General features: G+C 43.8%; 23 protein-coding genes. 15 read left to right on the forward strand and 8 right to left on the reverse strand.

The window, feature by feature from the left end:
* Positions 1 to 179: 179 nt before the first annotated feature.
* Together tal and dusA are read right to left on the reverse strand one after the other, a co-directional pair.
* Complete coding sequence (tal, locus tag MARME_RS09110) at positions 180 to 1130, reverse strand: transaldolase (RefSeq protein ID WP_013660967.1); 951 nt, start codon at positions 1128 to 1130, stop codon at positions 180 to 182.
* 13 nt (positions 1131 to 1143) lie between these two features.
* Positions 1144 to 2190, reverse strand: coding sequence for a tRNA dihydrouridine(20/20a) synthase DusA (dusA, locus tag MARME_RS09115; RefSeq protein ID WP_013660968.1), 1047 nt, complete (start codon positions 2188 to 2190; stop codon positions 1144 to 1146).
* A 192-nt stretch (positions 2191 to 2382) separates the two neighbouring features.
* Here dusA and MARME_RS09120 point away from each other — a divergent pair, with 192 nt between their 5' ends.
* The gene (locus tag MARME_RS09120; protein WP_013660969.1) at positions 2383 to 3525 is read left to right on the forward strand and encodes a site-specific integrase; all 1143 of its coding nucleotides are present in this window, start codon (positions 2383 to 2385) and stop codon (positions 3523 to 3525) included.
* Here MARME_RS09120 and MARME_RS09125 read toward each other — a convergent pair.
* Genes MARME_RS09125 through csrA form a run of 4 tightly spaced genes read right to left on the reverse strand, consistent with a single transcriptional unit; the run spans position 3503 to position 4724 of the window.
* Positions 3503 to 3862 carry a pyocin activator PrtN family protein gene (locus MARME_RS09125; protein ID WP_013660970.1) on the reverse strand — a complete coding sequence of 120 codons (360 nt, stop codon included), beginning with the start codon at positions 3860 to 3862 and terminating at the stop codon, positions 3503 to 3505. The two genes, MARME_RS09120 and MARME_RS09125, sit on opposite strands and share 23 nt — an antisense overlap.
* Positions 3852 to 4082 carry a hypothetical protein gene (locus MARME_RS09130; protein WP_013660971.1) on the reverse strand — a complete coding sequence of 77 codons (231 nt, stop codon included), beginning with the start codon at positions 4080 to 4082 and terminating at the stop codon, positions 3852 to 3854. Before MARME_RS09130 ends, MARME_RS09125 begins: the two co-directional genes overlap by 11 nt.
* A gap of 2 nt (positions 4083 to 4084) precedes the next feature.
* Positions 4085 to 4516: a hypothetical protein gene (locus MARME_RS09135; RefSeq protein ID WP_013660972.1), complete on the reverse strand. Its 432-nt coding sequence runs from the start codon at positions 4514 to 4516 to the stop codon at positions 4085 to 4087.
* Between the two features lie 19 nt (positions 4517 to 4535).
* Complete coding sequence (csrA, locus tag MARME_RS09140; RefSeq protein ID WP_013660973.1) at positions 4536 to 4724, reverse strand: carbon storage regulator CsrA; 189 nt, start codon at positions 4722 to 4724, stop codon at positions 4536 to 4538.
* 261 nt (positions 4725 to 4985) lie between these two features.
* Here csrA and MARME_RS09145 point away from each other — a divergent pair, with 261 nt between their 5' ends.
* Together MARME_RS09145 and MARME_RS09150 are read left to right on the forward strand one after the other, a co-directional pair.
* Entirely contained in the window at positions 4986 to 6110 is a 1125-nt protein-coding gene (locus MARME_RS09145) for an XRE family transcriptional regulator (RefSeq protein ID WP_013660974.1), read from the forward strand.
* The gene (locus MARME_RS09150; RefSeq protein ID WP_013660975.1) at positions 6110 to 6658 is read left to right on the forward strand and encodes a DUF4411 family protein; all 549 of its coding nucleotides are present in this window, start codon (positions 6110 to 6112) and stop codon (positions 6656 to 6658) included. The genes MARME_RS09145 and MARME_RS09150 overlap by 1 nt, the downstream gene beginning before the upstream one ends.
* Here MARME_RS09150 and MARME_RS09155 read toward each other — a convergent pair.
* Positions 6655 to 7305: a LexA family protein gene (locus MARME_RS09155; protein ID WP_013660976.1), complete on the reverse strand. Its 651-nt coding sequence runs from the start codon at positions 7303 to 7305 to the stop codon at positions 6655 to 6657. The two genes, MARME_RS09150 and MARME_RS09155, sit on opposite strands and share 4 nt — an antisense overlap.
* A 113-nt stretch (positions 7306 to 7418) precedes the next feature.
* On the opposite strand from MARME_RS09155, the gene MARME_RS09160 reads away from it, so the two are divergent.
* From MARME_RS09160 to MARME_RS21410, 9 genes are all read left to right on the forward strand, one after another.
* Positions 7419 to 7631: a helix-turn-helix domain-containing protein gene (locus MARME_RS09160; RefSeq protein WP_013660977.1), complete on the forward strand. Its 213-nt coding sequence runs from the start codon at positions 7419 to 7421 to the stop codon at positions 7629 to 7631.
* Between the two features lie 47 nt (positions 7632 to 7678).
* Positions 7679 to 8119 carry a phage regulatory CII family protein gene (locus MARME_RS09165; RefSeq protein ID WP_013660978.1) on the forward strand — a complete coding sequence of 147 codons (441 nt, stop codon included), beginning with the start codon at positions 7679 to 7681 and terminating at the stop codon, positions 8117 to 8119.
* 3 nt (positions 8120 to 8122) lie between these two features.
* Positions 8123 to 8812, forward strand: a complete 690-nt coding sequence (locus MARME_RS09170) for a DUF2786 domain-containing protein (RefSeq protein WP_013660979.1) — start codon at positions 8123 to 8125, stop codon at positions 8810 to 8812.
* Positions 8809 to 9747, forward strand: a complete 939-nt coding sequence (locus MARME_RS21405; RefSeq protein ID WP_013660980.1) for a hypothetical protein — start codon at positions 8809 to 8811, stop codon at positions 9745 to 9747. The genes MARME_RS09170 and MARME_RS21405 overlap by 4 nt, the downstream gene beginning before the upstream one ends.
* A gap of 9 nt (positions 9748 to 9756) precedes the next feature.
* Positions 9757 to 10104, forward strand: coding sequence for a hypothetical protein (locus tag MARME_RS09180; protein WP_013660981.1), 348 nt, complete (start codon positions 9757 to 9759; stop codon positions 10102 to 10104).
* A gap of 2 nt (positions 10105 to 10106) precedes the next feature.
* Positions 10107 to 10301, forward strand: a complete 195-nt coding sequence (locus tag MARME_RS09185) for a hypothetical protein (RefSeq protein ID WP_013660982.1) — start codon at positions 10107 to 10109, stop codon at positions 10299 to 10301.
* A complete protein-coding gene (locus tag MARME_RS09190; RefSeq protein WP_013660983.1) occupies positions 10274 to 10801 on the forward strand; it encodes a hypothetical protein in 528 nt (175 codons plus the stop codon). The genes MARME_RS09185 and MARME_RS09190 overlap by 28 nt, the downstream gene beginning before the upstream one ends.
* On the forward strand, positions 10798 to 11964 hold the full coding sequence (locus MARME_RS09195) for a site-specific integrase (RefSeq protein ID WP_013660984.1): 1167 nt from the start codon (positions 10798 to 10800) through the stop codon (positions 11962 to 11964). The genes MARME_RS09190 and MARME_RS09195 overlap by 4 nt, the downstream gene beginning before the upstream one ends.
* A gap of 142 nt (positions 11965 to 12106) precedes the next feature.
* Positions 12107 to 13465, forward strand: a complete 1359-nt coding sequence (locus MARME_RS21410; RefSeq protein ID WP_013660985.1) for a hypothetical protein — start codon at positions 12107 to 12109, stop codon at positions 13463 to 13465.
* A 604-nt stretch (positions 13466 to 14069) separates the two neighbouring features.
* On the opposite strand, the gene MARME_RS09210 is transcribed toward MARME_RS21410, so the two are convergent.
* A complete protein-coding gene (locus MARME_RS09210) occupies positions 14070 to 14669 on the reverse strand; it encodes a hypothetical protein (protein ID WP_013660987.1) in 600 nt (199 codons plus the stop codon).
* Between the two features lie 362 nt (positions 14670 to 15031).
* Between MARME_RS09210 and MARME_RS09215 the strand changes: the two genes are divergently transcribed.
* The 3 genes from MARME_RS09215 to umuC all read left to right on the forward strand — a co-directional run bounded on the left by MARME_RS09215 (position 15032) and on the right by umuC (position 17393).
* The gene (locus MARME_RS09215; RefSeq protein ID WP_223295021.1) at positions 15032 to 15610 is read left to right on the forward strand and encodes a KilA-N domain-containing protein; all 579 of its coding nucleotides are present in this window, start codon (positions 15032 to 15034) and stop codon (positions 15608 to 15610) included.
* Positions 15611 to 15681: 71 nt separating this feature from the next.
* On the forward strand, positions 15682 to 16125 hold the full coding sequence (umuD, locus tag MARME_RS09220; RefSeq protein ID WP_041647849.1) for a translesion error-prone DNA polymerase V autoproteolytic subunit: 444 nt from the start codon (positions 15682 to 15684) through the stop codon (positions 16123 to 16125).
* Complete coding sequence (umuC, locus tag MARME_RS09225) at positions 16122 to 17393, forward strand: translesion error-prone DNA polymerase V subunit UmuC (RefSeq protein WP_013660990.1); 1272 nt, start codon at positions 16122 to 16124, stop codon at positions 17391 to 17393. The genes umuD and umuC overlap by 4 nt, the downstream gene beginning before the upstream one ends.
* Positions 17394 to 17414: the final 21 nt, after the last annotated feature.

A 17414-nucleotide genomic window follows, 5' to 3' on the forward strand; every position in this document is an offset into this window, starting at 1 on the left:
TCCTGCCTTATCGTTTGGCTACTTTAAGGTATGTACAGTTTTACTATAGTAGATGCCTTTTTAAGTTGTTGCTATTTCCTTCATATTTGATGTTCGGCTTAAACAAAAAGAGCAGATGCCTAGATGGGCATCTGCTCTTTTTTCTTTCTTTTTTTATTTCTTAGTGAGTCAAGAAAGTTTTACAATTTAGCAGTAAGTAGGTCTTCCAGCTTACGTTGGTCAACAGCGAAGTTACGAATGCCTTCCGCTAGCTTTTCCGTAGCCATTGCGTCTTCGTTCATTTCCCAGCGGAAAGCGGATTCAGTAATAGATTCGCCAGCCGGTGTTGTCGAAGACACTGGCGTCAATTTGCGCTCCAATGTGCCCTCGTCATTTTTAAGTTCTTCTAGAAGTGCAGGGCTAATGGTTAGACGGTCACAGCCGGCCAGTTGCTCAATCTCGCCGATGTTACGGAAGCTCGCACCCATTACAATGGTTTTGTAACCGTGTTGCTTGTAGTAGTCGTAGATTTTCGTGACGGAGACAACGCCTGGGTCTGTTTCAGCTGTGTATGCTTCGCCTGTCGATTTTTTGTACCAATCTAAAATTCGACCTACAAAAGGCGAGATCAAAGTAACATTGGCTTCAGCACACGCTTGCGCTTGAGCAAAAGAGAACAACAAAGTAAGGTTGCAGTTAATGCCTTCTTTTTCCAGCTCTTCTGCTGCTTTAATCCCTTCCCAAGTGGAAGCGGCTTTAATCAAAATGCGGTCACGTGTAATGCCGGCTTCTTCGTACAGCGCAATTAAGCGACGTGCTTTTTCGATTGTTGCCTCTTTGTCGTAAGACAAACGAGCATCAACCTCGGTAGAAACGCGGCCAGGCACGTATTTTAGAATTTCGCAGCCGATAATAACGGCTAACTTGTCTCCTGCGTCGATCAATTGTTGCGCTGCATCATCGCTTTGTTCTTTCGCCCAGCTAATCGCTTGATCAATAAAAGGAGCATACTCAGGAATAAGCGATGCTTTGAGCATCAAAGAAGGGTTGGTTGTCGCGTCTTCAGGCAAAAACTCTTTAATAGCGGTAATGTCGCCAGTATCAGCAACAATGGTCGTGAATTCTTTTAGTTGGGATAACTTATTGCTCATTGCTTTATCCTTTTTATATGCATGTGTGTTTCGTTGTTTGTTTGCGAACAATTTCAATTGCTTCTAATAATATATCGATTTTCGCGTCGGTTTTGTGACCGTTTTCGGAAAGGTAGCGTCTAAACTGCTTTCCACCGGGCAATCCGTGAAAAATGCCCAGAATATGGCGTGTCATGTGCATCAACCGTTCGCCTTTAGCCAGTTGCTCCTCAACATAGGGAACAAATCTTTCCAAGGCTTCAAAGCGGTTATTTACACAAGCAGACGCACCATACACTTTTGTATCAATGTCGCTTAGAATCCATGGGTTGTTATAGGCTTCTCGGCCCATCATAACACCATCTACATGATCCAAGTGAGAAATAGTCTCATCTATTGTCTTAATGCCGCCATTAATAATGATTTCAAGGTCAGGAAAATCTTTCTTTAGCTGATAAACATAATCGTATTTAAGCGGCGGAATTTCGCGATTTTCTTTTGGACTCAACCCCTGCAAAATGGCGTTTCGTGCGTGCACGATAAAAGTCTGAATGCCCGTATCAGCGACGGTCCCCACGAAGTCTCTTAAAATACTGTATTCTTGCTGATCGTCTAACCCAATTCGGTGTTTAATAGTAACTGGAATAGACGTCGCGTCTTGCATTGCTTTTAGTATATCGGCGACCTTATCAGGGTAGGCCATCAAACAGGCTCCAATAAGACTGTTTTGAACGCGGTCACTCGGACAACCAACGTTGAGGTTCACCTCATCATAGTGAAACGTCTCCGCTATTTTAGCGCACGTCGCCAATGCCACCGCATCAGAACCGCCTAACTGCAATGCGATAGGGTGCTCACAATCGTCATACTTTAAAAAACGCTCAGGGTTGTCGCCCTGTAAAATCGCGCCCGTTGTTACCATCTCAGTGTAAAGCAGAGTATGTTTCGTCAGAGTACGTGCAAAGACTCTGTAATCGCGGGTTGTCCAGTCGAGCATGGGCGCAACGCTAAAGCGTCTGTCTATTGTATCCCTTGATTTATAAGGGTTTGAGCTTGTTTTTTCGCTGTTTTCTTGTAGCATATTTAAGTCTGTTATTGGGTGTTTTTTGGCGTTCTAGGTAGTATGTTGCTACTCATTTACTACAAAAATCTTTGTAGTAAATTGCTTGTTGAGAAGCCTATGTATTGGTGTGTAATTTTTTTACACCAGCAACGCATAACACCAGATTTTGTCGCTCTATTATGTCACATACTTACAAGGATGCTAACCAGCATGGCTACATTTAAAACTAGGAAAAAAAAGGATGGGACAGTTGTTCACTCTGCTCAGATTCGAATAATGAAAGCTGGAGTGCAAGCTTTTAGTGAGGCTAAAAGCTTTGAAGGGCGTGGTGCTGAAAAAAATGCTCGATTGTGGGCAGCAAATAGAGAAGCCGAAGTTAAAAAACTGTTGGCAAATGGAAAGTCATTGTCTGATTTATCGATTGCGCAGGCTATGGCAAGGTATCTAAAAGAGCATGAAAACGTACCGAAACCTTTAGGTAAGACAAAGCGTGGAACAATGAGGCTAATGAGTGAAGAGCCCATATTATCTACGATTGCTTTAGCAGAAATAACAGCGTCTGATATTTTGAATTATTTACGAAAACGTCATGACGAGGACAACGCTAAACCTGCAACAGTACTTCAAGATTTAGCGTACATTCGAGTGTTAGCCAAATATGCAAGAGTTGCCTGGTCAATACCGGTTAACCTACAAGAGATAGAGGACGCATCAGGCGTTGCTTCTCAGCTTGGCATCGTCGATCGTTCAACATGCCGAGACCGACGACCGACTTATGACGAACTGCAAAAAATCTGTTCATACAAGCACAGGGAAAAAAATGGCAAAGGTCGCATGTCTGAATTTAAAACACCTCTCGACGACATCGTACTATTTGCCGTGTTTTCAGCGCGTCGTTTAGGAGAGATCGTTCGATTGGAATGGAATGACCTTGATGCACTGAAGGGAACCATTCTCGTCAAAGACATGAAGCATCCTCGTAAAAAAATAGGGAACAATATGACATTGTTTCTTCCGCGCCGCGCAATTAAATTGATCGAAAAACAGCCTAAAGTAGAAGGTGAGTCTCGGATATTTCCGTATGCTGAAAGTACAATAGGTGCCGCATTTCAAAGAGCGTGTCGCTGGGCTGATATAGAAGATTTAACGTTTCACGATCTACGGCACGAAGGGGTGAGTCATCTATTTGAGCTACAACTCAGTGTGCCAGAGGTAAGCATGGTTTCAGGGCATCGAAGCTGGTCAAATCTTGCTCGATATACGCATTTAACCCAAGCAGGTTATTACGACAAATATTCAGTATTGGGTAAAGAGCTTGGTGAGGCTGGGCTTATTGGCCAGCCATCACCGTAGCTTTTTCTCGTCTGCCTCGTCTATTAGAAATAACAGGCGGGGGATTTTTAGACGCTCTCTCGATAATCGGCGCTTTACCAGAGAGCAAATAACTGCTCTCCATCGCTTTTTTGCGCGCTGCATCGATGCAAACAGCCAGATCTTCCAAATGAACCATATACGGGCTCTTTTGTGAATCCGCCATACGAAATGCAGGAATAGACAATGTTGCTGCATTAGCAGCTTTGTTGGCTTCTGCTAGGGTTGTGTAGTTTGTGTAATGCAAGGCCTCAGCAAGCGGGACTGCCGTTCGCCCCTCAAACTCAGCCATTAGTAAAAATAACGTTTTAGAAGTCATATTTGTTCCTGTTCTGTCCTTTTATTATTTCTGTTAACAGCAGCTTGAATTCATCAAACCCTTGCGCGGCGCCATATTTTTGTTCATCAATGGCAATGCCCATCAAATACAAAACATCCTGAAAGATGAGCTCCGGTGAATAGCATTGCTTTTCCGGCGTTTCGTCTTCAAGGTACTTGAGTAGCAGGTTTCTATATCGTTGAATTTGTCGCTCGGTCATGATTAATGACGCCTTTTTTGTGTTGGATTAAAGTCTTCCCACTTAGTTTCAAACTTACCGGGTTTCTTTGAGGATTCGCAGCGTACTCGTTGTCTAATCGTCATTCTCAAAGCCCCAAAGCGTTTAGCGAGACTAATAAACTCATAGCAACGCTCCGGTGCCCCATAAAGAGGAGAGACCTGTTTGGGTTTCATCGACTTCATGTTGACTTGTACAAGTTCCTGAAACGCTTCGACCCAAAGTGTCTGAGGAATCTCTCCAGTCTTTGCGACGGATTCTATGCAGCGGTCGGAAATAGTTAGCTTTTTCTGAGGATTCCATTTCCCAACCTTCTCAAGGCAAGTGCTCATGCCATCCTTCTCAATCTTTGATAGGCGCTTATGGGCAAGCTTTTTAGCATCTTCAACTGATGCTCCGAATACAGCGAAACTCATAACTAAGTCCCCCTTATTGCTACGCTACTTCCGCATCCAAGGCTTTTTGAGCTTGGATTCGCTTATAGATTTCTTCTCGATGGATTGTAGTTTCTTTGGGGGCTTCAACGCCTAGGCGCACGCTATTCCCCTTAACACTTAAGACAGTGACTTCGATGTCGTCACCGATGTTGATTACTTCGCCAAGTTTACGTGTGATTACAAGCATGATTCCTATCCTTTGGTTGTAAAGTGTTAGACAAATATACAACCAAATATTAGGTTTAGTCAACACTAAAAAGTTGTTATGCAGATTTCTTATGTTGTTTGTGTAAATTTAAAAATTTCGTTTTTTATCTATTTAATGCTGAATGTATTGCCAAGACGCTTATAGTTAAGTTTTAATCTGTCTACAGTCATGGATTGGCTTTCTTTTCGACCTCCTTTCTTTGGCTATACTTTAAGAATTATCTATCTAGGTTTATCTACTATGAGCAAAGCACTTATTAACCCTGCCAATATTATTTGGGCGCGCGTGCGTGCGGGTATGTCTGTGTCTCAACTCGCAGATGCCTTAGGTGTTAAGGAGGAAAAAGTAATAGCTTGGGAAAATGGTGAAAATGCGCCATCTATGGCACAAGCCAGAAATATTGCAGATAAAACCTTAATTTCTTTCGGTTTACTTTTTGCCAAGCAGCCGCCAGCCGACGATCTACCAATACCAGATTTACGAACTATTGATGGAAGAGAGCTACAAAAACCTAGCGCTTCTTTGATAGCAATAATCCGAAAAGTGTTAGAGCGCCAAGAGTGGTATAAGGAATATCGTAAAGATAACCTTAAGCTTGAGAATTCCTTTATAACTCAATTTACTATGGATAGTGATACGTCTTCGGTCGTTGCTGATATGCGCAACAGGCTTTCATTGCCAGCGAAACGTTCAGGTAGATGGGATGATTATGAAAGAGTTGTGCGCCAACACATTGAGAAGTTGGGCATAATGGTAATGAGAGAACGAGACCTTGGTGGGAAAAGTAAACCGCTATTAGTTCAAGAATTTCGAGGTTTTGCTATCTGTGATGACGTTGCCCCAGTTATTTTTATTAACAGTGCAGATGCGCAAACGGCGCAACTTTTCACCATGCTTCATGAGTTGGCTCACATTTGGATCGGTCAGAGCGGCCTTTCAGATGTTAGTCCAAGCAACCATCGTAAAGAAGAAGCCAAATGCAACGCAATTGCCGCTGAGTTTCTAGTACCAGAAGATGAATTCCTTCAAGTCTGGATTGAGAAAGATTGGCGACTACATGTTAGTGCAATTGCTAAGCATTTCCATGTGAGTCGATGGGTTATTGTCAGAAGGGCGTTAACGCTAGGGTTGATTACGGAAGCTCAATATTACTCAATGATCGAAAGCTACAAGAAAGATCATGAGCGTAACTCCAATGGTGGGCCATCTTACTATACGACCAAAATTTCTCGGCTTGGAAAGAGTTTTGCTAGTGCAGTTGTATCCGAAGCACTAAGCGGACGTATGTTACTGCGCGATGCAGGGCATTTATTAGGCACCAAGCCTTTAAACGTAAAAAATTTAGCCAAGGAACTAGGTATTTAATGCTGTACTTACTAGATGCGAATATTTACATTCAGGCACAAGGGTCTTATTACGATATGGATTTTTGTCCTGGATTTTGGGCATTCTTAGACAAGTCGTACAAAAGTGGCCAAATAACGTCAATTAAGCAAGTTCAAAAAGAGCTGAAACAACCGAAGCCAGCGAAAGCCAGAGCTGGTGAAACTCAAAAGCAAGAGGACAAACTTAGTCTTTGGGTTAAAGAACGCGATGAGCATTTCATTGATGATGAGGACGACTTAACACAAAATTGCTTTGTAGAAGTTGTGGAATATTTAATGGATCAACCGCACTTAAATGAGGCTAATAGAGACAGCTTCTTGGATGGCGCTGACCCTTGGATAATTTCTAAAGCAATGTCAATAAAGGAATTGGGTGGGGAAGTTGCTGTAGTCACTCACGAAAAGCTAGTTGCTGAAAACTCAACCAAAGTAAAAGTACCTAATGTATGTAAACATTTTGGTATTGAGGTAATTGACTGTTTTACCTTACTTCGTACGCTTGAAGCAAGGTTTAGCCTTAGCGCTTAAAGTTTCACTTTTGCTTCTTTTACAACACCGACTATACGGCAATTCCCGTTGATTTCAAAAGGGCGGTAGTTCGGGTTAAGTGGCTTTAGATACTTCTGCCCAGCATCAATATATAACTTTTTAAAAGTTACCTCATCTGTGCCGTCAAGTTTCGCCACAACAAGGCTTCCGTTGTCAGCCGGAATATCAGGATCGACTAGAATTAAATGTCCCTCTGGAATGCTAGTTCCAACGGGTGATGTCATGCTGTCGCCCACGACTTTTAGCCAAAAAGCGTTATCACTTGCAGAGAATGGGCTTTCTTCCCACTCAATATCGTCTGCCAATGAGCGATAATCAATAGCTTCGCTCCATGCACCAGCTTGAACATGGCTTACAACAGGCAGCTTTTTACTAGGAGCTTTAAACGGCGCTGCTTCAACATTGCTCTCGGCTTCACCTGAACTGACTCCCTCAATACCAAATTGCAACCACTCAGGCGTGCATTCAAGGGCTTTCGCAAGTGCTAATAGCTTTCTTGGATTGCTTGTCCGAGCATCTTCAATTTTCTGCAATGACTGTTGGCTTATTCCAACTTTATTAGCCAACTCTGTTTGAGTTAGTCCTAAGTGTATTCGTTGGGTTTTAACTCTTTCTGCGATGTTCATTTTTAGTTTTTCAGTCTAGTTAACTTCTTGTTGTGATGATTACAACTTTACGTGTATTTGACAAACACATATAAGTTGTATTTAAATACAACAAAAATATGTAGGGATGGAATATGACCGCAATACAAAAAGCTATAGAGACCGTTGGAGGTCAAACCGCATTGGCTGAAAATTTAGGAGTAAAGCAGGCACATGTTTGGAACTGGTTATGGCGGAACAAACGTGCGCCAGCCAAATATATTCGCCAGATCTCCAAAGCAACGAATGGCTCAGTGTCGGAATCGGACTTGTTACGCGATCACGAACAGCAAGCCATTAAAGACTAACTAACTTTACCGTATTCAGCCACGTTTCATTAATCAAGGAGAAAACAATGGACCATATTGATCAGGCCATTTATGACACGGTTCACGATTCTGATATGCCGCCGAAGGAAATTGCACGACGTTTGGGGTCGAATTATCAAGTGATGATTAACAAAGCCAACCCACAAAACGAAACGCACCGACTCACACTACGCGAATCCGTCGCGATTCAGTTGCTTACAGGTAATCACGCCATCTACCGAGCGATGGGGCTAGAGCTGTCGATCAAAGCAGAGGAGAGCAAAAGTTTAAGCATTCTCGAATGTGTGCTCAACGCGGGCAAAGAACACGGTGATGTGCTTTCGACGATACAAAAAGCGCTTGCCGACGGCCGTTTGACTCTTCGTGAACAAGAGCAGTGTCAGCGCGAAATCACAGAAGCGATAGAAGCTTTGATGGCTCTACGTAAAGCCGTGCTACAGCACGGAATTGATCAACTCAAGGGGTGAGTTATGTCGAATCGTCGGTATGAAGAAAAAATTCGTAAGTTGCTCGCTCTTTCACAAAGCGATAATCCACATGAAGCGGAAATCGCTAAACGTCAAGCCATGGCGTTGATGAAGAAGCATAAGATGGATGAAGGGGATCTTTCTATCTTAGAAATGAAATCACGAACGATCCGTAGAAAGTCGCTAAAAGAGTTTGAGTGCTACCTGATTAAAGCGATCACTCAAATTTCCGGTACATATTGCACGATCGAAAAGACTGTCGATGTCAAATCTAATCGTTATCAATGGCTTTCAAGCGTTGTATTTATTGGATTTGATACGCACGCTCAACTTGCCAGCTATTCGTTTGATGTGCTTTACACTCAGTTAGAGCGTGAAAGAAAAAACTTCAAAAAGAAGTATAACGCCAATGCAATGCTACAAGACCAGTTTTGTTTGGGTTGGGCGTACTCGGCATGTGAGAAGTTGATCAATGTCTTTGGTAAAAAGAACGTACCAGAGGACGTAACGAAACACCGTACTAAAGTCTCCAAAGATCATAAACCGGTTAAGTTTAAAAGCATTCAACTAGACGATTCGAAAGATGGACTTACCTGCGGAGCGCTTGGGTTCAAAGCAGGACAGAGCGCGAAGCTTAACAATGCGACGACAAGCCAACGCGCCACACAACTTCGTATTGGTGGACTTTCATGACAATTACAAAGGCAGTCGCCGATATTGGGCGTTTAGGTTTTACTGGTAATGTGACGCCTAAAGTGTGGTACAAACAAATCTTAACACCTTCTGGTAAGCCTGACTTTAAAGCGGTTGCGTTGCTGTCAGAGATTGTTTATTGGTATCGCCCAAGAGAGCTGAGAGACGAGCATACAGGTGCGGTAACAGGTTATCAGAGGCGATTCAGCGATGACATGTTACACCGCTCTTACGCTTCGTTTTCTGAAGACTTTGGGATGACAAAGCGTGAAGCACAAGAAGCCATTAAAAGGTTGCGTGATGCTGGCTTGATTCGTTGTGAGTTGCGTAACAAACAAGTCAATGGAACTCAGCTATCCAATGTTTTATATATCGAACCTGTTGCTCAAAAAATAGAAGAGATCACTTTTCCTAAAGCGGTTGAGACCGCCGATGTGACCCCTATCACAAATATTTGTGATACCCCCCAACACGACGATGTGACCCCTATCGCAAATAATTGTGATACCCCCCACAAAAATTTGGGACACCCCCCACAAATAATTGGGACACCTCCCACAAAAAAACGGGGGACGTATACAGAGATTAACTCAGAGATTAACTCAGAGACTACACATGAGATTGGTTTGCCCGTTCCGGCAAACCCCAAGCCGAAATCAAAACGCGCCTCGAACGTTCCCGATCAGTTCATCGTCGATCAGCGAATGCTCGACTGGCTCGTTCAAAACCAAATCACGACCGACTGGCAAAACGAAACCAAGAAATTTATGGATTACCACCAAGCGAACGGCTCGACGAAAAAAGATTGGGTCGCCGCGTGGCGGCTGTGGATGCGTAACTCCATGAAATTCTCCCAGCAGCGACCGACACCGCCCGCCACAGCGCGGGATCAAGTTCAGAACAGTCTGTCGAACATTCACGACACAAACTGGTAAGGAGCGAACATGAGAGATTTATTCAACGAGTTTCCAGACACCGAAGCAGCCTACCTTGAAGTTGCGAACAATGCCCACGACCTAGCGCGCTGGAAACCAAGCCACGAGGTTTTGTACGAAGCGGGGCGCAGAGTTGGGTTCTCCAAAATTCGGCGACGTGACACCGGAGCGGGGAAACGGGCGTTTGGCAAAATATACAAAGAAGTTTGCAAAGCCCATATGCGAGGAGAGCGCTTCCCTCGCTCCGTGATAGAACCGCAAAACACAGGCGAAAAACTCACTGCACGAGAAGTGCACGCCCGTCGTCAGATTGGCCGTGAACGAATTGGAGATATACGAGCGATATTAGAAGGATAACGATGGAACACAAACCCCGAATCAGAGTAAAGCAACTAACACACGCCGTATCGCAACAGGATGTCGATACAACTTGGAAAGCGTTAATGAGCAAGGCACACGAGGATGTTGTAAAAGCAAAGCTTCAATATCAGTGCCTAGCCGTCGCCCAACAATACGGATATAACCCATGCGTTGGAAAGACAAAGACAAACTAAACACACTCGGTTCGCTCTCATGGCGGATCATAAACGACCACGTAACGTACCTCATATCGAGCACAGCCGACGCAGGATGGAAAGGGGTCGGCAACACAGGGCGCATTTGTGAATCCTTGATGTTTGGCGTTTCCCCGACCTTTAGTGGTGGCGGTGACAGCAACGCCGCAATGATCCGCCATATAAAAGCCCTGTCAGTAAAAGACAAAGGGTTCAGTTGGCTCTTTCGTGACCTGTCACGCATGCAAAAGCTTTGCTTATTTGCCGCAGTACTTGCAGAAGGGCGACGAACAATAAAAGGACGACCGCTCTCAAACGCCCGTATAGCAGCAACCCTGCCCACCTTCGCCGCAGAACTCAGGCTAGGCCCAGCGCATACCGTGCCGTCTGAAAAGACGTTCGCGAACAACGTCTCAGAAGGTAGAAAGCGCTTTTTGGCAACGTTAGAAGAAGAGTTGCAATCAAGACTCTCAGAGGACGAGCTGAAAGCGATTGCATGACCAAAGCTGTAACGAAGAAAATAACCGACGCATCGATTCGAGCGGCGTTTAAAAAAGAGGTGCGATACCTCTACGACTCCCGCCGAGTCGAATTCCACATCAATGCCGCCCGCACGGGTGGCACCTTTTACGATGTCGTATACAAAGGGAAAAAGCGCCAACGTACCAAGCTTGCCAAATGGCCAGCGATCACCGCCGCGAGTTTGTTTCAAGAGTTACCCGCGATCCGTGCCAATGCGTTGGCCGATCGTAAAGCGCGCCTTGCCGTCTCTACGTATCATACAGCGGGAGAAGTGCTCATGTGGTTTATGCAACATATCGATGCCGACAAAACGTACTCCGTCTCATACGTTTCTACCGCGTCGAGCTACATTGGCAATCACTTGCTTGCTAAGCTCTCAGAGGCGACCCTAAGCGAGTTAAACAAAACACGCTTATACAGAACGCTCTACATGCCTATGCAGGCCGATTACGCGCTTTCAACGATAAAAGGTGTAATAAGTGTATTAAAAACCGCATTCGCCCGCGCATACGAACTAGGGTTGATTGCCAGAAACCCGATTGCAGACATCACCTTTAGCAGCTTCACCACCACACAGCCCGAAGCCAAGCCCGGCAAACTGAAACCTCACGACTTAAAGGCATTGATAAAAGCCATAAACGGCCAGCCGACACAAAAGCGCGTGTTCTTCATGACGCAACTGCTCCACGCAACCCGAATAGGGGAGACATCGCTCGCAGAGTGGAAGCAATTTTCCAACGCGCCATTGGAATGGAGCATTCCCGAAGAAAACACCAAGAACAACACCGAGCACCGGCTCCCGATCACCCAACACGCTTACGACCTCATACACACACTGCCAAAGCGCGGCGACTATATCTTCTCTTCCAACGGCGACAAACCCTATGCCATACGCACTTTAGAGCGTTGGTATCAAAGCCTAAGCGACGAAGTCGGCATCAAATTCACTAGCCACGACATACGCAAACTCGCCCGTGACTGCTGGCAAGACATGGGCATCGACTGGGTAATAGGGGAAATGCTACTCAACCACGAACGGGATGGGTTGGATAAACGGTACATGCACGCCCATTCCAGAGAACAGATGAAAAGGGCGTTGGGAGAGTGGGGGGATGTATTTTGTGTATGTAGTGTTATTTAATGTAATGACTTCTCTTTTGGGTTTGACAATCTAAAACAATGAGCCAATATTAAACTAACAAAATGCATGGAAACAGACGTATTCTAACATTGTAGTGAGAGATATTGAATTTTGAGGTTCATTTATTCTTTTGGGGATGTTCATGGATATTGTACTTTTTAATAGCTATGGTAATTTACTAGAAAATAATTATTTCTTTTTGTTTCTCCCAATAATTTTTACTATATTTGTACGTAGTTATTTCAAACTTAATAACTCTCACTCTACAAATATTCTTCTTTTAAAATCAAGTGTCTTTCTATTACCAACTTTAATTTTTGTGACGCTGAACTTTCTTAATATGTACAATAAGGATAGTAGTGAAGTTAGTGAACTAAGTGAAGTTAGTGAACTAAGTGAAGTTAGTGAAGTCAGTGAAGTCAGTGAAGTCAGTGAAGTCAGTGAAGTTAGTAAATTTAGTAAAGCCTCAATTGCACTTGTTTTATCCGATCTTGACTTCGCAGGTATGTTACTATGCTACTTGTTATATGCTATGGCATCAGCATGGATTACTAATTGTTTATGTCGTAAATATAGTGTGTACAACTACAAGCGGAAGAATAAACATCAGAACATTTCGGAACCTTGCTTAACAAATTCACAGAATGATGAGCAACCGTCCTGTTTTACTCCAAAGCAGGACGAGGTCTTTGGCTATCCCTTTGAGCCACTTACAGAGAATTCGCCTTCCTACTTTACCAGAAATCAAAAGGAGGAATGTCGCCTTATCCCAGAGCCAGACGACTTGCCTCGAAACTATTTACTGTCTCTTGAAAGTGCTCGATATACTTTCTTTAATTGCTCTAAGAGCAATGAGGAGCTAACTTTGTTCGAAAAAATAGATTTTAGTCTTTGTTGTTTTATTTCGCAGGCTAATAATATTAATGCCGATTACAGCGAAAAGTTTGCAAAACTTAAGAAAGGCTTTTGGTTAAATAGAGGTGAATTTGGCCGCAAACTAAACTGCCTTCACGCTGAACGTATTAGCTTGATAACCACGAGCTTTAATAAATGTTTACTACCACAGAATTCTACTTATCTGTCTGTGAGGTTGCGTATTGAAGATGATGGGGTTTATCGCTGTGTTTTCTCAACTCGACCAGACGGTCATAGGTATCCAGGCGATATTCCAATTGAGTCCGTAAACTTGATTGATGTGTCGCATCAGAAAAAAAAGATAATTTTGATGTCGGAATACCCTGATTATCATTTCAATACAGTGAATCGAAGCAATATGAAAAGGACTTGCTATTTAGATTATTTAGTCTACTCAATGGGAGGGGAAAGTAGTGATCATAGTGATATCAGTTGTGCTATAGAAATTTTGGACGAAAAAGGCATTAATATTATTAAATATTTAATATCCTTAAAGAAGGTTTTTCCCGCGTTTTCACAAGCGCTTGACTGGGAATATATCCCTTTAAATAACTTTGAAACAGAGTCATTAAAAGAAAATAAATAGAGCTGTCTCAGTGCCTTTATAATATAATGGGGTAGAGATAGGGGGAGTTTATGAAAAGAAAAATTCATATTTGTCAATCACCATCATCTTTTAACTTTGAAGATAGTGAAATATTAAGTCCTAATAAAAAATTAAAGAAGAAAAAGTCTGTGTACGAGCTTTGTCAATATCAAGTTAACTATACAGAATCTGATTTTAACCTAGTTAAAATATTAAGGAATCGCTTTCAATAATATGTTTTTGTGATTGAGTGGGTCTTGATTATTCGCTAAATTTTCATCGTGAAGGCAAGAGGTGGGGTTGTTATTTAATATTACAGATATTAAATCTTAAGTGTATTGATCGTGCCATCGTCCTGATCTACCATTACCTTGCACTGGCAAAATCCAGTGTCGGGATTAGTACCCGTTTAACCGTAGCGGCCTAGAACACGCTCCGCGTGTTTTTTTGTGGCCGGAATCCGCCTGTATGGTGGGTCGGTATCAGGCTAGCTTCGGCTAGGCCGTACCTTTGGGCGGTAGTCTCAACCTGTTATTTGACCCACCACCTCTATTGAGATTGAGACCTTAGTTTTGGGAATCACAGGCAAGTTGGACGATGTGGTCTAGTCTTGGTTATTATACAATGCTAAGATTTTTTTGGTTCCTTCATTTGCAAAATTCCTCAGCTCTCCATCCCAAGAACCACCATCTTTGGCAATTTTACATACACTTTTTTGAAGGCTAATTAGGTCATTAGGTTGATAGCCATTCAGTATCGTTTCTGTATAGAATGATTGCGTGAAAATTAAAGAAGATTTATATCTGGCCCAACTTTCATTAACTTTCTGAAGTTTTCTTTTAGTATCGTCTTCCTTTTTGCTATGCCCTTCATCATGGGTTCTATTTTGACGTATGTATTTTTTAAAGTGATATAGCTCGTCAAGATACACAAATAGCTCCGAAATATGCATTTCATAGCAAAGGCTAAGCTCTTTAATAGCGGCTGTTTTATTCTCTAAGAAATGCTGTTTTTTTGTTCTCTCTTCCCAAGTGCTGAAAGATTTATAAGCAAAAAATGCCGCGAAGGCGGTGGCGCATCCGGCAACAATGCCTGCGAAACTAGCAATGTGGGATAGAGCAATGTCTCCTCCGACAGCCCCTAGCATGTAGCAAAATAACCCAATAAAAAAACTGCACACCCACCAACTAGCATCCTTGAACATACTTTTCACACCTTTTCTGACTGTTTTTGCATTGTAATCGTCGTATTAAATTTTATGGCGTTTAATATAGCACTTATTAAATTAAAGGGCTTAATGCTTGAAATGCATTCAAGCTAATACTAACATTACCCTGCACTGGCAAAATCCAGTGTCGGGATTAGTACCCCGTTTAACCGTAGCGGCCTAAGACACGCACCGCGTGTTTTTTTGTGGCCGAAATCCGCCTGTTATGGTGGGTCTATTTTGGGCTAGCTTCGGCTAGGCCGTTCCTACGGGCGGTAGTACTAACCTGATTTAGATCCACCACCTTAATAGAGATTAGTACCTCTTTAGGGTGGTCAAACTTCGACCGTAGGAGGCCAATGATGGCTCACTTAATGATTGCTTCAAAAGACATCCGCACACTCGACGGATTGTATTCCCTTAATGATCTTCATAAAGCGTCTGGCTCAGAATCGCGCCATTTACCCGCTCAGTTCCTAAGAAACCAACAAACAAAAGAATTAATAGCTGAAATTGATAACTATGCTAATTCGCATAGTTTAGCGGTAAATAAAAATCAGGGTAGAAGCGGTGGCACTTGGGTCTGCAAAGAACTGGTTTATGCTTACGCCATGTGGATCAGCCCGAAGTTCAATCTAGAAGTAATTCGCGCCTTCGATCAAGCCCAAACAGAACAACCGCCAGAACCCATTCAACAAAGCTTACCCGCCCCAATCCAAGACGACGAAAAACTCAAACTCATTAACGACGTTGCCAAATCTTTAGGCATTACCGAAAGCATCGCCGTCGTCTCCGCCACCGACATCATGGCCATGATCCAAACCATCCGAAACTACCAACAACAACTCGCCAGAATCCAAACCAACCCCGCATGGGTCGACCAAACCATCGAACGTGTGAAAACCGCAACAGGACGGGGTTTTGGTGATGGGATATAACACAACTTTTTCTTGAGCGAATGTGATAGTTATCGCTATACTGTATAAATATACAGTATATGGTGCTTGCTATGCGTGTGACTTACCTTGGGTCGGCGGAATCGTCGGCTTTTTTGTCTTCGAACAAGATGCAGATCCCGCTTTATGTCGAGTCTGTGTCTGCCGGGTTTCCGTCTCCAGCGCAGGATTTTGTTGAGCGTACGCTTGATTTAAACGAGCTGTGCATTCAACACCCCAGTGCAACGTTTTTTGTACGTGCTCAGGGGGATTCGATGATAGAAGCGGGGATTCATTGCGGGGATGTTCTGGTGGTCGATCGCTCGCTAACGTCTAAACATGGCGACATCGTTATTGCGTGTGTGCATGGGGAAATGACTGTTAAGGTATTGGAGTTAATGCCTGCTGTCGCGTTGCGACCACGTAATAAAGCGTACCCTGTTATCCCTATCTCGGAAGAAAGCGGTTTAGAGGTGTTTGGTGTTGTCACTGGTGTCGTGCGTAAGATAGAACGATGAGTACGGTCTTTGCGTTGGTTGATTGCAATAACTTCTATGCAAGCTGTGAAAAGCTGTTCCGCCCAGATCTAAAATACAAACCCGTTGCGGTGTTGTCGAATAATGACGGCTGCATTGTCGCGCGCTCAAAAGAGGTAAAAGCGCTCGGTATTAAAATGGGCGTGCCCGTCTTTAAGATTCGAGACGAGATCGAAAAGCACGGTATTGTCTGTTTCTCGTCGAATTATGCGCTTTATGCGGATCTATCAAATAGGGTAATGACGCTATTAGAAGAGGAGGCGCCCCGCGTTGAGGTGTATTCGATTGATGAGGCGTTTATGGATTTATCAGGCATTGAAACCGCGATAGATTACGAAGCCTTTGCTCGTCGTGTAAAACATAAGATTGATACATGGACAGGCATTACGGTTGGTATCGGCATTGCGCCCACTAAAACACTTGCCAAGCTTGCTAACCATGCCGCCAAAAAGTACACCGCGACGGGTGGCGTGGTGGATTTAATGAATGCAGAGCGACAAAGAAAACTCATGGCATTGGTGGAGGTTGGAGACGTGTGGGGTGTCGGTCGTCGAATCTCTGAGAAGTTGAGAGCGCTAGGCATTTACACTGCGTTGGATCTCGCAGACAGCGACCCTAAATCTTTACGAAGTGAGTTCTCCGTTGTGTTGGAGCGCACGATCCGTGAATTGAATGGCGTGTCGTGTCTTGAGCTTGAAAGCGTGGCCCCCACTAAAAAGCAGATTGTATGCAGTCGCTCGTTTGGGAACCGAATAACGGATAAAGCCGAGCTACGAGAAGCCATTGCCAAATACACGACCCGCGCGGCGGAAAAGCTAAGAGGGGAGAAGCGGCTCGCAAGAGTGGTACAGGTGTTTATTCGGACAGGTGTGTTTAACCCGAATGATCCTCGATATTCCAATTCGTTAAGCGTTGAACTTCCAAACCCGACGGACGATACGAGAGACCTGCTAGAAGCCACCGATGTTCTCTTTCGGCGAATTTTCAAAGCGGGGTTTCGTTACGCAAAAGCAGGCGTAATGCTTAGCGACTTTTACGAACACGGCACCTTTCAGGCTGATTTATTTCGATCTAACGCTCAACGCGACAATGCAAAACATCTAATGGAAGTGGTTGACCGAATCAACCACAGCGGCCTTGGTAACGTCTTCTTCGCCGCCCAAGGCACGACACCACAATGGTCAATGAAACGCGACCATCTATCACCGGCTTATACGACTAGGTGGGAGGACTTGCCTAGGGTGAGGTGAGGGGGTGAAATTTTTCTAAAT

It is taken from the genome of Marinomonas mediterranea MMB-1, assembly GCF_000192865.1.
Classification (GTDB): domain Bacteria; phylum Pseudomonadota; class Gammaproteobacteria; order Pseudomonadales; family Marinomonadaceae; genus Marinomonas; species Marinomonas mediterranea.